13 protein-coding genes are annotated in these 14,022 nt (G+C 66.3%); 8 read left to right on the top strand and 5 right to left on the bottom strand.

Annotation, left to right across the window (positions count from 1 at the left end):
• Window positions 1-51 precede the first annotated feature (51 nt).
• From NFX52_RS02680 to NFX52_RS02665, 4 genes are all read left to right on the top strand, one after another.
• Entirely contained in the window at window positions 52-816 is a 765-nt protein-coding gene (locus tag NFX52_RS02680) for a DeoR/GlpR family DNA-binding transcription regulator (RefSeq protein ID WP_055395745.1), read from the top strand.
• 16 nt (window positions 817-832) lie between these two features.
• On the top strand, window positions 833-2,326 hold the full coding sequence (glpK, locus tag NFX52_RS02675) for a glycerol kinase GlpK (RefSeq protein ID WP_055395656.1): 1,494 nt from the start codon (window positions 833-835) through the stop codon (window positions 2,324-2,326).
• A gap of 72 nt (window positions 2,327-2,398) precedes the next feature.
• A complete protein-coding gene (gene proC / locus NFX52_RS02670; protein WP_055395655.1) occupies window positions 2,399-3,235 on the top strand; it encodes a pyrroline-5-carboxylate reductase in 837 nt (278 codons plus the stop codon).
• Between the two features lie 167 nt (window positions 3,236-3,402).
• Complete coding sequence (locus NFX52_RS02665) at window positions 3,403-4,050, top strand: AraC family transcriptional regulator (protein ID WP_055395653.1); 648 nt, start codon at window positions 3,403-3,405, stop codon at window positions 4,048-4,050.
• Here NFX52_RS02665 and NFX52_RS02660 read toward each other — a convergent pair.
• Together NFX52_RS02660 and ubiA are read right to left on the bottom strand one after the other, a co-directional pair.
• Window positions 4,025-4,393: a DUF1801 domain-containing protein gene (locus tag NFX52_RS02660; RefSeq protein ID WP_055395651.1), complete on the bottom strand. Its 369-nt coding sequence runs from the start codon at window positions 4,391-4,393 to the stop codon at window positions 4,025-4,027. The two genes, NFX52_RS02665 and NFX52_RS02660, sit on opposite strands and share 26 nt — an antisense overlap.
• A gap of 140 nt (window positions 4,394-4,533) precedes the next feature.
• Window positions 4,534-5,430, bottom strand: a complete 897-nt coding sequence (gene ubiA / locus NFX52_RS02655; RefSeq protein WP_055395649.1) for a 4-hydroxybenzoate octaprenyltransferase — start codon at window positions 5,428-5,430, stop codon at window positions 4,534-4,536.
• Window positions 5,431-5,637: 207 nt separating this feature from the next.
• Between ubiA and NFX52_RS02650 the strand changes: the two genes are divergently transcribed.
• From NFX52_RS02650 to NFX52_RS02635, 4 genes are read left to right on the top strand one after another with little or no spacing between them, the layout of a single operon-like run.
• On the top strand, window positions 5,638-9,081 hold the full coding sequence (locus NFX52_RS02650; protein WP_055395647.1) for a response regulator: 3,444 nt from the start codon (window positions 5,638-5,640) through the stop codon (window positions 9,079-9,081).
• A gap of 8 nt (window positions 9,082-9,089) precedes the next feature.
• Window positions 9,090-9,926, top strand: coding sequence for a CheR family methyltransferase (locus tag NFX52_RS02645; protein ID WP_055395743.1), 837 nt, complete (start codon window positions 9,090-9,092; stop codon window positions 9,924-9,926).
• Window positions 9,923-10,546 (top strand): chemotaxis protein CheB, encoded by a 624-nt coding sequence (locus NFX52_RS02640; protein WP_055395645.1) that lies wholly within the window; start codon window positions 9,923-9,925, stop codon window positions 10,544-10,546. The genes NFX52_RS02645 and NFX52_RS02640 overlap by 4 nt, the downstream gene beginning before the upstream one ends.
• Before the next feature lie 52 nt (window positions 10,547-10,598).
• Complete coding sequence (locus NFX52_RS02635; RefSeq protein WP_055395643.1) at window positions 10,599-11,723, top strand: hybrid sensor histidine kinase/response regulator; 1,125 nt, start codon at window positions 10,599-10,601, stop codon at window positions 11,721-11,723.
• 97 nt (window positions 11,724-11,820) lie between these two features.
• On the opposite strand, the gene NFX52_RS02630 is transcribed toward NFX52_RS02635, so the two are convergent.
• The 3 genes from NFX52_RS02630 to NFX52_RS02620 form a co-directional block, all read right to left on the bottom strand.
• The gene (locus NFX52_RS02630; RefSeq protein WP_055395642.1) at window positions 11,821-12,189 is read right to left on the bottom strand and encodes a response regulator; all 369 of its coding nucleotides are present in this window, start codon (window positions 12,187-12,189) and stop codon (window positions 11,821-11,823) included.
• 170 nt (window positions 12,190-12,359) lie between these two features.
• Window positions 12,360-12,860 (bottom strand): Dps family protein, encoded by a 501-nt coding sequence (locus NFX52_RS02625; RefSeq protein ID WP_055395640.1) that lies wholly within the window; start codon window positions 12,858-12,860, stop codon window positions 12,360-12,362.
• Window positions 12,861-13,039: 179 nt separating this feature from the next.
• Window positions 13,040-14,005 (bottom strand): LysR substrate-binding domain-containing protein, encoded by a 966-nt coding sequence (locus NFX52_RS02620; protein ID WP_055395637.1) that lies wholly within the window; start codon window positions 14,003-14,005, stop codon window positions 13,040-13,042.
• Window positions 14,006-14,022 lie beyond the last annotated feature (17 nt).

Genomic DNA, 14,022 nt, shown 5'->3' with positions numbered 1-14,022 from the left:
TCCTTTTTGTTCGATTTAAAGTATCTCCACCCCATAAGCCGATTGATTCGCGTGAATACGAACCCCCGACAACTGCTGCTTCTCGAAGAAGTCCGCGCGCGCAAATCCGCCACGGTGGAACAACTGGCAGACACCCTGGGCGTGACCCTGCAGACCGTGCGACGTGACGTGCAGCGCCTGGCCGAGTCCGGCCTGCTCACGCGCTTTCATGGCGGCGTGCGCGTGCCCAGCTCCACGGTGGAAAACCTGGCCCACACCCAGCGCGAGACACTGCACGCCGAAGGCAAGGCCCGCATCGCGCGCGCCGTGGCCGAACAAGTGCCCAATGACTGCTCGCTGATCCTGAACATCGGCACCACCACCGAAGCCATTGCCAAGGCCCTGCTGCACCACCGGGGCCTGCGCGTGATCACCAACAACCTGAACGTGGCCGCCATCCTGAGCGGCAACCCCGAGTGCGAGGTCATCGTGGCCGGTGGCGTGGTGCGTGCGCGCGACCGGGGCATCGTGGGCGAAGCGGCGGTGGACTTCATCCGCCAGTTCAAGGTGGACATTGCGCTCATCGGCATCTCGGGCATCGAGCCCGATGGCTCCCTGCGCGACTTCGACTACCGCGAAGTGAAGGTGGCGCAAACCATCATCGAACACGCACGCGAGGTCTGGCTGGCGGCCGACTTCAGCAAGTTCAACCGCCCAGCCATGGTGCAACTGGCCACACTGGCGCAAATCGACCGCCTGTTCACCGACGCGCCGCCGCCGGAGCCGTTTCCGGCGTTGCTGCAAGACGCCGAAGTCGTTTGCACTGTGGCCGCTTGATCACCTGACATTCACCATGACCTACCTGCTCGCACTCGACCAAGGCACCTCCAGCTCCCGCAGCATCGTTTTCGACGAAGGCGGCCACATCGTGGCGCAGGCCCAGCTGGAGCTGCCGCAGATCTACCCCCAGCCCGGCTGGGTGGAGCACGACCCGCTGGAGATCTGGCGCACCCAGCTCGCCACCGCCCGCGATGCGCTGGCCAAAGCGGGCATTGCCGCGAGCGCCGTGCGGGCCGTGGGCATCACCAACCAGCGCGAAACCACGGTGCTGTGGAACCGCAAAACCGGCCAGCCCGTGCACCACGCCATCGTGTGGCAAGACCGGCGTGCCGAGCCCGCCTGCGCCCAGCTGCGCGAGCAAGGCCATGCCGCCACCATCCAGGCCAAGACCGGCCTGCTGGTGGATGCCTACTTTTCGGGCACCAAGCTGCAGTGGCTGCTGGACCATGTGCCCGGCGCGCGCGACGCGGCGGAGCGCGGCGAGCTGGCCTTTGGCACGGTGGACAGCTGGCTGATGTGGAAGCTGACCCACGGCAAGGTGCATGTGACGGATGTAAGCAACGCCTCGCGCACCATGCTGTTCAATGTGCACACCAACCAGTGGGACGACGAGCTGCTGGCGCTGCTGCGCATTCCCAAGGCGCTGATGCCCGAGGTGCTGCCGTCCAGCGCCCACTTTGGCGACATCGCGGCCGACCTGCTGGGCCACAGCATCCGCATCGGCGGCGTGGCGGGCGACCAGCAAAGCGCGCTGTTCGGCCAGGCCTGCTTCACCGCCGGCATGGCCAAGAACACCTACGGCACGGGCTGCTTCATGCTCATGCACACAGGCGGTACGTTCCAGACATCGCAAAACGGCCTGCTCACCACCAGTGCCGCACAGGCCACGGTGCAGCCGGAGTTCGCCATGGAAGGCAGCGTTTTTGTGGGTGGCGCCGTGGTGCAGTGGCTGCGCGACGGACTGCGGGCCATCTCCACCAGCAACGAAGTCGAATCGCTGGCGCAGAGCGTGCCCGATTCGGGCGGGGTGATGATGGTGCCCGCCTTCACCGGCCTGGGCGCTCCGTACTGGAAACCCGACTCGCGCGGCACCATCACGGGCCTCACACGCGGCACCACACTGGGCCACATCGCCCGCGCGGCGCTGGAGAGCATTGCCTACCAGAGCGCCGCCCTGCTGCTGGCCATGAGCCGCGACGCCGTGGCCGCTGGCGGTGCGCCCGTGAGCGAACTGCGCGTGGACGGCGGCGCCTGCATCAACGACCTGCTGATGCAGTTCCAGGCCGACCTGCTGGGCATTCCGGTGGTACGGCCTGCCGTCATCGAGACCACGGCGCTCGGGGCCGCGTACCTGGCCGGGCTGTCGAGCGGCGTGTACCGCAGCACGGATGAACTCTCGCGGCTGTGGCGCGCCGACCGCCGCTTTGTGCCCACGCTCAGCAGCGCGCGTGCGCAGGAGCTGATGGCGAACTGGGAACACGCCGTTCGCCAAACGACAGCCGATTGAACCCGCCGCGCGCCGGATTGCGGCGCAGCGGCGCTACCATCGTGGCCCCTGTTGTTGCCACCTTGTCGTCCCATGAGCCAAACCGCCGCATCCCCAGCCCTCCCCACCATCGCCTTCATCGGCGGCGGCAACATGGCCAGCGCCATCATCGGCGGGCTGATCCGCCAGGGCCACCCGGCCAGCCAGATCGAGGTGGTCGAACCCTGGGCCGATGCGCGGGAGGATCTGCGCAAGAACTACGGGATCGAGGCCCAGGCCGAAGCGGGCCCGGCCCTGCAGCGCGCGCGCATCGTGGTCTGGGCCATCAAGCCCCAGACCTTCAAGGACGCCGCCGCCCAGGCCAAGGCGCACACCCAGGACGCCCTGCACCTGAGTGTGGCCGCCGGCATCCGCTCGGACAGCATCGCCCAGTGGCTTTCCACCGAGCGCATCGTGCGCACCATGCCCAATACACCGGCGCTGGTGGGCAAGGGCATGAGCGCGCTATACGCTCGCCCCGCCGTGGACGCAGCCGAACGCGCACAGGTCGAGGCCATCATGGCGTCCACCGGCGAGTACCTGTGGGTCGAGACCGAAAAGCAGCTCGACGCCGTCACAGCCCTGTCGGGCTCCGGCCCCGCCTACGTCTTCTATTTCCTTGAGGCCATGACGCGCGCCGGCACCAGCATGGGACTGAGCGAGCAGCAGGCGCACCAGCTGGCGGTGGGCACGTTTGTGGGGGCCTCCGAGCTGGCCCGCCGCTCTGACGAAGCGCCTGCCGTGCTGCGCCAACGCGTCACGTCCAAAGGCGGCACCACCTATGCGGCCTTGCAATCCATGGAAGCGGACGGGGTGGGCGCAGCCTTTGAACGCGCCATGGAAGCCGCACGCCAGCGCGCCGATGAACTGGGCAATGAGTTCGGGGGCTAGGGATGCTCTGCATGAATCGAGCGATTGTGTGCGCTGCGGATCGGATTGAACTGCAAGGCGCAAAACGCAGCGATAGCCGTAGCTATCGCGAGGCGTTTGCAACGCGACAGGCCGCCTGAGCCCGCAGAGGCGCACGCCGCGATGGTTCGTGAAGAGCATCACTAGGTATGCCCCAGCTCCTGCAGCCCTGGGAAGCCTGGCACCACACTTCGTGCGCAGCCGACAGCACCGTGGTGGTTCCGGACGGATGCCGTGACCTGATCCTGCACGCCCTCCCCCACCAGCCACCCACCTGGTTTGTGACCGATCTGGCAGACAGCACCTACACCGTGTCCGGCACGGTGGGCGAGCGCTACTGGGGGTTTCGCATGCAGCCGGGCACACAGATAGATTCGCAACGCCTGCTGGCCCTGCTGCAGAACCAGCCCATGAACGACGCCCACGATGCCCTGCCCCTGCTGCACGACTGCGTGGTGCTGGATACGCGGGTGGCCGACGCCCTGCAAAGCCTGGCGCGCCACAGCGAGGTGGCCCAGGCAGCGCGGCAACTGGGCGTGTCGGAGCGTACCCTGCAGCGCCTGATACAGGCCGCCACCGGGCGCCCCCCGGCCTATTGGAAGTGCCTGGCCCGCGTCCGCCGTGCTGCGCAGGCGCTGCCAGCCGCCGCCTCGCTCGCAGAATGCGCGGCGGACCATGGCTACACCGACCAGGCTCACATGACCCGCGAATTTGGGCGCTGGTTGGGCCGCACGCCCGCAGCAGTGGTGGCCTCGCCCCAGTGGCAGGCGGCTATTGGCGCTTCGGGCTATTGCTGAGGGAGCACGCCAATCCCAGGTAGTGGGCCACCTGCTTGGCAGCCAGGTCTTCTGCCGTGTGCAGTTTGATATGCCTGCGCTGTTTGCCAGCGCCCTCCAGCACCTTGAATGCGTCCGGCAGCTGGGCGCCATCGCCAAACTCCAGCGACACATGCCGGGTGTACGCGAACAGGCCACAAAAAGGCTGGGGAGCTGAAAAGAGGATGCCGCCGTATTTGACCTCCTCGCGCACATCGGGCCCCAGAGCGAGAACAAGGGCACGGGCGCCCTGCAGCACGCTGTGTTGCTCGGGATGGCGCTGCTGGATGTCCTGCAGCAGTTGGTTGACGCGGTCTTCGGTCATGGATGAAGGGGTGCAAAGAGGGATCTGAATGAAAGCTGCAGGAGGGCTGGCGGCTCCCAGTCAATGTAGCGAATGGCGTGGAAACCGGCTTGTAAAAACCCGCCACAACCATCACAGACCAGCCCGGCCGCGCGCCGCAGTCAGCCCGTCAGCCCCAACCACCGCAGCAGATAGCTGCCCGCAATGCCCGCAAACACCGTGGCGCCCAGCCAGTGGTTGACGCGGAACGCCTTGAAGCACCCTTCGCGCGAGCGGGTGCGGATCAGCGTGAAGTGCCACAGCACCTGCGCCAGCGCAAGGGCGGTTGCTATATAAAACATAGCGCCCAGTGCATATCCATCAAGCGCCAGGGCCCAAATTGACAAGAAAAGAAGGTAGAACACCACGATGCCCGGCACATCCCAGCGGCCCAGGGTGATGGCCGAGGTCTTGATGCCGATTCGGAGGTCATCATCCCGGTCCACCATGGCGTATTCGGTGTCGTAGGCCAGCACCCAGAACAGGTTACCGAGCCACATCCACCACGCCACGGCAGGCACATGGCCTTGCACGGCGGCAAACGCGATCACGATGCCGAAGTTGAACGCAATACCCAGCACCGCCTGGGGCATGGAAATGATGCGTTTGGTGAACGGGTAGGCAATGGCCACCAGCACGGCGGGCACGGACCAGGCGATGGCGGCCGCGTTGGTGGTAAGCACCAGGCCAAACGACACCAGCGCCAGCACTGCCCCCAGGCTCAACGCCTCTTTCACCGACACAGCACCGGTCGTGACGGGCCTCTGCGCCGTGCGCTTGACATGCTTGTCAAAGTCGCGGTCGGCCACGTCGTTCACGCAGCAGCCTGCACTGCGCATGAGGAAGGTGCCCAGCACAAACACCACCAGCAGGTGCCAGCCCGGAAAGCCGTCGGCCGCAATCCACAGCGCAGACAACGTGGGCCACAGGCACACCAGCCAGCCGGCGGGGCGGTCCCAGCGGATGAGGTCGAGGTAGAGCGAAAACCGGCTACGGGCAGGAACAGATTGCGAAGGCATGGCGGGACGATCGAAAGCAGAAAAAGCAGGCCCTGCAGCAGGGCTCTGCTGCAGGGCAGACCTCGGGCGCACAGAATGTAGCAGCAGCGCTACCGACCGATGTTGCACCGTGCCCGGGCCAAGTAACAGTGCCCTACTGGCGCGTAAAAAACCCGTTACAGTCTCCGCTCCTCTCGCAACGCACCTGCCCATTTGAGGCACCACCGCATGCCCCACACATCGACGTCCCAGACCGCCACGCGTTTTGCTGTCCCCCGCGGAATGCTGGTGGGTTTCGTGATTGCCGCACTGGCCACGGTGCTGATCGCGCTGGTGAACTTCCGCACCGCCCAGGTGCGCGCGCAAGCGGTGGAAGCCATGGACGAAACCACGGTGACCATGCGCCACCTCAACCTGTTCGTGTCTTCGCTGAAAGACGCCGAGACCGGGCAACGCGGCTATCTGCTGACGGGGGACGACACCTATCTGCAGCCCTACAACCTGTCCCTGGGCGCCATGGAGCGCAACATGGCGCGCCTCAAGGAGCTGACGAACGACAGCGCCGTGCAGCGCCGCCTCGTCGTGCAGATCGACGACCTGCGCCACGAAAAGCTGCGCGAGCTGGGCGAGACCATTGAACTGCGCCGCTCGAAGGGCCAGGAAGCCGCCGTGGCCGTGACCCGCAGTGATGCCGGCCGGGTGCTGATGGACCGCATCCGCGACCTGGCGTCGGACCTGTCCACGCTGCTGAACCAGCAGCTGGAAAACGAACGCAAGCAATGGGTGGAAGCGGCGGCCATGTCCACCTATTACTCCTGGGGCGGCTCCCTGGTGCTGCTGGTGCTCATCTGCCTGTCGGCCGCCGCCAACGCGCGGGACTATCGCCTCAAGGCCCAGCAGTCGTGGGTGGCGGCCGGTCTCAACGGGCTGAGCCAGCGCATCCAGGGCGACCACCGGCTGGAAGACCTGGGCCAGCTCACGCTCGAATACCTGGCGCAGTACCTGCGCGCCGCCGTGGGGGCGGGCTACGTGGCCGACTGCAACGGCGCACTCACCCTGTTTGGTGGCTACGCCCTGCCCCGCGAGCGGCTGGAGCAGCGCCTGCTGCCGGGCGAAGGCCTGGTGGGCCAGGTGGCGCGTTCGCGCCAGATGCTGCATTTGCGCGACGTGCCCGCCGGGCACCTGATGGTGTCGTCCAGCACGGGGCAATCCGCCCCCACCGAACTGTTGCTGACGCCCGCCATCGAGAACGGCGAAGTGTTTGCCGTGATCGAGCTGGGCTTTCAACGCCCGGTGACGGAGCCTGAGCGCACGCTGATGGAACGCGCTTCGCAGATGCTGGCGGTGGCCGTGCGCGCGGGCATCGACCGCAACCGCCTGGAAGCCCTGCTGGAAGAAACCCAGCGCCAGTCCGAAGAGCTTCAGACTCAGCAAGAAGAACTGCGCGTAAGCAACGAAGAGCTGGAGCAGCAAAGCCGCATCCTGCAAGAGTCGCAGGCCCAGATGGAGGTGCAGCAGACCGAGCTGGAGCAGACTAACGCCCACTTGGAGGCGCAGACCCAGCAACTGGAATACCAGCGCGAGCAACTGCTGCGCGCCCAAAGCGCCATGACGGACAAGGCCCGCGAGCTGGAGCTGGCCAGCCAGTACAAGAGCGAGTTTCTGGCCAACATGAGCCACGAGCTGCGCACGCCACTCAACTCCACCCTGATCCTGGCCAAGCTGTTGGCAGACAACAAACCGGGCAACTTGAGCGCCGACCAGGTGAAGTACGCGCAGACCATCTACGCGGCGGGCAACGACCTGCTGGCCCTGATCAACGACATCCTCGACCTGTCCAAGATCGAGGCCGGCCAGGCCACCGTGTCGGTGGAAACGGTGACGCTGTCCAGGGCCCTGCAAACCCTCATTGACCCGCTGCGCCCGCTGGCACAAGAGAAGGGCCTGACGCTGACGGCCACCGTCGCACCCGACGCACCGGCCACGCTGGACACCGACCCGCAGCGCCTGGGGCAGGTGCTCAAGAACCTGCTGTCCAACGCGCTCAAGTTCACCGAAAAGGGCTCGGTGGCGCTGCATGTGTCGCGCAACCCGGACGACACCCTGTCGTTCGCGGTGAAGGACACAGGCATCGGCATCCCGGCGCACCAGCAGGAACTGATCTTCGAAGCCTTCCGCCAGGCCGATGGCAGCACCCACCGCAAATACGGCGGCACGGGCCTGGGCCTGTCGATCTCGCGCGACCTGGCGCATCTGCTGGGCGGGTCCATCCACGTGCAGAGCACACCGGGCGACGGCAGCGTCTTCACCCTGGTGCTGCCCCAGAAGCTGGTGCCACCGTCGCCGGAAGCAGAACCCACAGCGCCACTGGCGGCGCCTGCTCCAGCCCGCGCGGCGGCACCGGTCGTCGCACCCGTTCCTTCGGCCCCGGCATTGCCACCCGTGGCGGCCCCAGTTGCCCCCGCAGCCCCGCGCCGTGCGGGCGCGCGCAGCATCCTGGTGATCGAGGACGACGTGCGCTTTGCACAAATCCTGAGCGACCTGGCGCGGGAGATGGACTTTGACTGCCACCTGGCCCACAACGCCGCGGACGGCCTGGCCTACGCAATGCACAGCCTGCCCAGCGCCATCGTGCTGGACGTGAACCTGCCCGACTTCTCGGGCCTGGGCGTGCTCGACCAGCTCAAGCGCAACCCGGCCACACGCCACATCCCGGTGCACGTGGTCTCGGTGGCCGACTACTCGCAAGAGGCCCTGGGCCGGGGCGCCGTGGGCTATGCCCTCAAACCCGTCAAGCGCGACGAGCTGGTGCATGCCCTGCAGCGGCTGGAAGCCAAGTTCACCCAGGACCTGCGGCGCGTGCTGGTGGTGGAAGACGACGAGCGCCAGCGCGAGAGCGTGCGCCACCTGCTCACCAACGACGATGTAGAGATCGTGGGCGCCGGCACGGCGGCCGAGGCGCTCGCGCACCTGCGCAACTCGACGTTTGACTGCATGGTGATGGACCTGAACCTGCCCGACCTGAGCGGCTACGAACTGCTGCAGCAAATGACGGAGCAGGACGGCGTCTCCTTCCCGCCCGTCATCGTGTACACAGGCCGCGCCCTGTCGCGCGATGAGGAGCAGCAGCTGCGCCGGTTCTCCAAGTCCATCATCATCAAGGACGCCCGCTCGCCCGAGCGGCTGCTGGACGAAGTCACGCTGTTCCTGCACCAGGTGGAGTCGGAGCTGTCGGCAGAGCACCGCCAGATGCTGCAGGTGGCCCGCAACCGCGAGACTGCCCTGGAAGGCCGCAACGTGCTGGTGGTGGAAGACGATGTGCGCAACGTGTTTGCGCTCTCCAGCATTCTGGAGCCCACCGGCATCCGCGTGGAGATCGCGCGCAACGGCCTGGAGGCCCTGCAGGCGCTGGAGCGCGCCGGCAGCGGCGGCCACCCTGCGATTGACCTGGTGCTGATGGACATCATGATGCCGGAGATGGACGGCTACACCGCCATGCGCGAGATCCGCAACCGCCCCGAGTGGCGCCGCCTGCCCATCATCGCGCTGACCGCCAAGGCCATGAAGGACGACCAGGAAAAATGCCTGGCCGCCGGGGCCAATGACTACATCGCCAAACCGCTGGACGTGGAGAAGCTGCTGTCCCTGGTGCGGGTGTGGATGCCCAAGTAGGCCCCGCCATGCCCCATCGCAAGGCCCGCACCGCCGACATCGAGCAGCGCCTGCTGATCGATGCCATCTACCACCGCTACCACTACGACTTCCGGGGCTACGCACAGGCGTCGCTCAAGCGGCGGCTGGCGTCGGCGCTGGTGCAGTTCGACTGCAAGACGCTGTCGCAGCTGCAGGACCGCGTGCTGCACGAGACCGCCGTGTTCCCTGCGCTGCTCGAATACCTCACCGTGCAGGTGAGCGACATGTTCCGCGACCCCAGTTACTTCCAGGCGCTGCGCCAGGAGGTGGTGCCACTGCTGCGCACCTACCCGTCGCTCAAGGTCTGGGTGGCCGGGTGCAGCGCGGGAGAAGAGGTGTATTCGCTGGCCATCCTGCTGCAGGAAGAAGGCCTGCTGGACCGTACGCTGATCTACGCCACGGACATCAACCCGCACGCGCTGCGCGCCGCCGAGGCAGGTGTGTTCGACCTGTCCCGGGTGCCTGCCTTCACCGAGAACCACGCGCGCTCCGGCGCTCGCAGCTCGTTGTCGGACTACTACGCTGCCGGCTATGGCCGCGTGGTGTTCGACAAGGGCTTGCGCGAGCACATGGTGTTCTCTGACCACAGCCTGGCCACCGACAGCGTGTTTGCCGAGGTCCATCTGGTGTCCTGCCGCAATGTGCTCATTTACTTCGAGCGCGACCTGCAGAACCGTGCACTCGGGCTGTTCCGCGAGTCGCTGTGCCACCGGGGCTTCCTGGGCCTGGGCTCCAAGGAGTCATTGCGGTTTTCTGGGCACACCGATGCCTTCGAGGACTTCGTGCTGGAGGACCGCATCTACCGAAAAAAGGCCGGACTATGACCAGCCCCGCCCTGGCGCCAAGGCCATCGCCACCGGGGGGCTACCACGCCGTCGTGGTGGGTGGCTCTTCGGGCGGTATTGATGCCCTCTTGCAGCTGCTGCCCGCGCTGCCCGCCACACTGCAGGCTGCGGTTCTGGTCGTGCTGCACCTGCCCCGGGACCGGCGCAGCCTGCTGGTGGACATCTTCCAGCCCCGCTGCGCCCTGGCGCTGCGCGAGGCGCAGGACAAGGACGCCATCACGCCAGGCTCGGTCAGCTTTGCGCCACCCGACTATCACCTGCTGGTCGATGCCGGGCCCAGGGGTCCGCATGTGGGGCTGTCGCTGGACGCCCCTCTGCATTTTTCCCGCCCCTCCATCGACGTGCTGTTCGAATCGGCGGCAGACCACTACGGCCCCCGGCTGGTGGGCGTCCTGCTGTCAGGCGCCAACGAAGACGGTGTGCACGGCCTGCAAGCCATTCAGGCGGCGGGCGGCCTCACGATCGTGCAAGACCCCGCCAGCGCCAGCATGCCCACCATGCCGCAGGCGGCCATCGCGGCCTTGGCGGTTGACCACATCCTGCCCCCTGAAGGCATTGCCAGGCTGTTGGCGGACCTGCACCAGCGCCAGCAGCTTTGATACGGGCATATGCGTCCTTCCTTGAGAACCCCATCCACACTCCCCACCGCCCATGCCCCAGACTGACCACACCAAATGCCTGCTCGTTGACGATGTCGAGGAAAACCTGATCGCCCTGGAGGCGCTGCTGCAACGCGACGGGCTGGACATCCTCAAGGCCCAGTCGGGCCCCGAGGCCCTGGAACTGCTGCTGGCCCATGACGACGTGGCCCTGGCCTTGCTGGACGTGCAGATGCCCGACATGAACGGCTTCGAGCTGGCGGAACTGATCCGGGGCAGCGAGCGCACCCGGCACATCCCGCTCATCTTCATGACGGCGGGCTCGCGCGAGCAAAACTGGCAGTTCCGGGGGTACGAGAGCGGGGCGGTGGACTTTCTGTACAAACCCATCGACCCGCACATGCTCACCAACAAGGCGAGCGTGTTCTTTGAACTGCACCGGCGCAAGCAGGCGCTGGCGCACGAGCTGCGCGCACGCACCGAGGCCTTGCGCATCAACGAAATGTTCATGGCCGTGCTGAGCCACGACCTGCGCACACCGCTGCAGTCCATCGTCGCGGCGGCCACCGTGCTCAAGCGCCAGCCGCCCCCCGACAAGGCGGTGCTGATGGCCGACCGGGTGCTGGGCGCCAGCCAGCGCATGGGCCACATGATCGAAGACCTGCTGGACGTGACCCGCATTCGCCAGGCGGGCGGGCTGGCGCTGCAGCTGGGCTCCACCCACATGCAGGCGCTGGTGCAGCGCACGCTGGATGAGGTGGCCACCAGCCACCCGGAACGCTACATCGGGTCCACCCTGCAAGGCGACCTGGCCGGCACCTGGGATGCCGAACGCCTGTGTCAGGTGATCACCAACCTGGTTGGCAACGCCCTGCACCACGGCAGAGTCGACCACCCTGTGCAGATTGCAGTGGACGGTACCAGCCCTGAGGAGGTGAGCATCACGGTGTCCAACGGCGGCACCATTCCCTCTGCGCTGCTGCCGCATTTGTTCGACCCGTTCCGGGGGGGAGAGCGTGAGCCCGGCCGCCACCAAGGGCTGGGGCTGGGGCTCTTCATTGCGCACCAGATCGTGCGGGCCCACCATGGAACCATCGAGGCCCAGTCACTGGACGATGTCACGACCTTTCGGGTGAGACTGCCGCGCCACTCGCCAGTACGCAGCCCCCGCAATTGACTGCGCGCAGCCCAGCACAACAGCGCAGGTCACCACGACTAGGCGGGTGGCGTGATGAAGTAAAGTATGAACAGCGAGCGATCGGCGCTAGCAAGCCTCAGCCGGCGGCTGAAGCCAGCGCTGTCTGGATGGACTCGAGCAGCTGCTCCAGCTCTTCCAGCTCAAAAGGTTTGAGCAATGCGCGCACGTTGGGCCCCCAACTGCGCGGGTGGCTACCCAGCTCGTAGCCGGAGCACAGCACCACCCACCGCTGCGGATCATCCGCCAGCAGCTGGCGGGCCAGTTCCGTGCCCGAAAGGCCGGGCAGGCTGACATCGGTCACCACCACATCAAAGACGTCCCCAGCATCCAGAGCCAGCGCCTCCTCGGCAGTGGCGCAGGGCGTGACCGTCCGGCCTTCACCTTCCATAAGCATGCCGATGGTCTCGCGCAGCTCCGGGTTGTCTTCAACGTACAGGATTCGCATACATCAGAGGGGATTGATACGCCATGCCGCCCTGCGAAGAAGGGAGCAGGACCAAAACCCGCATCATGCGCAGGCGATGGAACGGCGCCATGTAGGACAAGGCGCTCTTTTTCGCTGTGCTGCAGTGTTCTGCGCCCCTCGGGTAATGCGCGTGGAAGCTGCGAACCCTTTTACTCTTCGAGCAGCGAGCGCAGCATCCACGCCGTCTGCTCGTGCACCGTGAGGCGCTGCGTCAGCAGGTCGGCCGTGGGCTCGTCGCTGGCCTTGTCGGCCAGGGGGAACAGGCTGCGCGCGGTGCGGGCCACGGCCTCATGGCCTTCGACCAGCACGCGCACCATCTCCAGTGCCTTGGGCGGCTTGGCGGGCGCATCGGGCACCGTGGCCAGCTTGCCGAATTCGGCATAGGAGCCCGGCGCCACATGGCCCAGCGAGCGGATGCGCTCGGCAATCGGGTCCACGGCATTCCACAGCTCGGTGTACTGCGCCATGAACATGGTGTGCAGCGTGTTGAACATGGGGCCCGTCACGTTCCAGTGGAAGTTGTGGGTGGTGAGGTACAGCGTGTAGGTGTCGGCCAGCAGGCGCGACAGGCCCTGGGCGATGGCAGCGCGGTCCTTGTCACTGATGCCGATGTTGATGGTGGGGGCGGTGGTCTTGGAGGCCTTGGCCATGTCATTGCTCCTGAAGTGAAGATGGATTCGACAGCAGATGCCCGCCGACCCGTCGGACCTGGAGGCATCGCACCAAAAACACTGTAGCGCAAGGCCATGACCAGCGAGCCTGACCTGCGTCAGAGCCACACCACGGCAGCAGGACATCGCCCGCCAGCGCGGTGCAGGCCAGGCCGGCCTTATGACAGCCGCTTGACCCCCGGCAGCTCGCAGGCATACACCGCGTTGCGCAATGACGCAATGGCTTCATACCGGGTAAAGCTGCGCCGCCATGCCAGCACCACACGGCGCATGGGTGGCGGGCCGCCGTCTTCTTCGCGGATGGGCAGGTAGCGGATATAGCTTTCGTCGCTCTTGCGGCGGCGTGACACGGTGAGCAGTGCATCGCGCGGCACTGAAAGGCGCGGCACCAGCGTCACGCCCATGCCTGCGGCCACCATGTGCTTGATGGTTTCGAGCGAAGAGCCTTCAAACGACTTGCGGATGCCCTCGGCGTTGCTCGCAAAGCGCGCAAATTCGGGGCAGACCTCCAGCACATGGTCGCGAAAACAATGGCCCGCCCCTAGCAGCAGCATGGTCTCGCTCTTGAGTTCGGCCGCCGTCACGGACTTCTTCACCGCCAGCGGGTGCGTGCTGGGCACGGCCGCCATGAAGGGCTCGTCATACAGCGGCGCCATGGCCAGGCCCGTGTCGGGGAAAGGTTCGGCCAGGATGGCACAGTCGATCTCGCCGGTACGCAGCATCTCCAGCAGCTTGACGGTGAAGTTCTCCTGCAGCATCAGCGGCATCTGGGGTGTGCGCGTGATGGACTGGCGCACCAGCTCGGGCAGCAGATAGGGCCCGATGGTGTAGATGACCCCCAGGGTGAGCGGCCCCGCCAGCGGGTCCTTGCCGCGCTTGGCAATCTCCTTGATGGCCGCCGCCTGCTCCAGCACGCTCTGCGCCTGGCGCACGATCTCTTCGCCCAGCGGCGTCACCGAAACCTCACCCGCGCTGCGCTCGAAGAGCTTCACATCCAGCTCTTCTTCCAGCTTCTTGATGGCCACCGACAGTGTGGGCTGCGACACGTAGCAGGCATCGGCCGCATGACCAAAGTGCTTCTCCCGCGCTACGGCAACGATGTACTTGAGTTCGGTGAGGGTCATGGTGTGTTCCAGCAGGC

The organism is Acidovorax facilis (genome assembly GCF_023913775.1).
GTDB lineage: Bacteria > Pseudomonadota > Gammaproteobacteria > Burkholderiales > Burkholderiaceae_C > Acidovorax > Acidovorax facilis.
Note: the sequence above shows the minus strand (reverse complement) of the source record. Positions and strands in the feature narration are given on the sequence as shown.

What these genes read in the sequence shown, in the direction of transcription:
- glpK (WP_055395656.1), top strand. Translation starts at nt 833, where the DNA reads ATGACCTACCTGCTCGCACTCGACCAAGGCACCTCCAGCTCCCGCAGC.
- proC (WP_055395655.1), top strand. Translation starts at nt 2,399, where the DNA reads ATGAGCCAAACCGCCGCATCCCCAGCCCTCCCCACCATCGCCTTCATC.
- NFX52_RS02665 (WP_055395653.1), top strand. Translation starts at nt 3,403, where the DNA reads ATGCCCCAGCTCCTGCAGCCCTGGGAAGCCTGGCACCACACTTCGTGC.
- NFX52_RS02660 (WP_055395651.1), bottom strand. Translation starts at nt 4,393, where the DNA reads ATGACCGAAGACCGCGTCAACCAACTGCTGCAGGACATCCAGCAGCGC.
- ubiA (WP_055395649.1), bottom strand. Translation starts at nt 5,430, where the DNA reads ATGCCTTCGCAATCTGTTCCTGCCCGTAGCCGGTTTTCGCTCTACCTC.
- NFX52_RS02650 (WP_055395647.1), top strand. Translation starts at nt 5,638, where the DNA reads ATGCCCCACACATCGACGTCCCAGACCGCCACGCGTTTTGCTGTCCCC.
- NFX52_RS02645 (WP_055395743.1), top strand. Translation starts at nt 9,090, where the DNA reads ATGCCCCATCGCAAGGCCCGCACCGCCGACATCGAGCAGCGCCTGCTG.
- NFX52_RS02640 (WP_055395645.1), top strand. Translation starts at nt 9,923, where the DNA reads ATGACCAGCCCCGCCCTGGCGCCAAGGCCATCGCCACCGGGGGGCTAC.
- NFX52_RS02635 (WP_055395643.1), top strand. Translation starts at nt 10,599, where the DNA reads ATGCCCCAGACTGACCACACCAAATGCCTGCTCGTTGACGATGTCGAG.
- NFX52_RS02630 (WP_055395642.1), bottom strand. Translation starts at nt 12,189, where the DNA reads ATGCGAATCCTGTACGTTGAAGACAACCCGGAGCTGCGCGAGACCATC.
- NFX52_RS02625 (WP_055395640.1), bottom strand. Translation starts at nt 12,860, where the DNA reads ATGGCCAAGGCCTCCAAGACCACCGCCCCCACCATCAACATCGGCATC.
- NFX52_RS02620 (WP_055395637.1), bottom strand. Translation starts at nt 14,005, where the DNA reads ATGACCCTCACCGAACTCAAGTACATCGTTGCCGTAGCGCGGGAGAAG.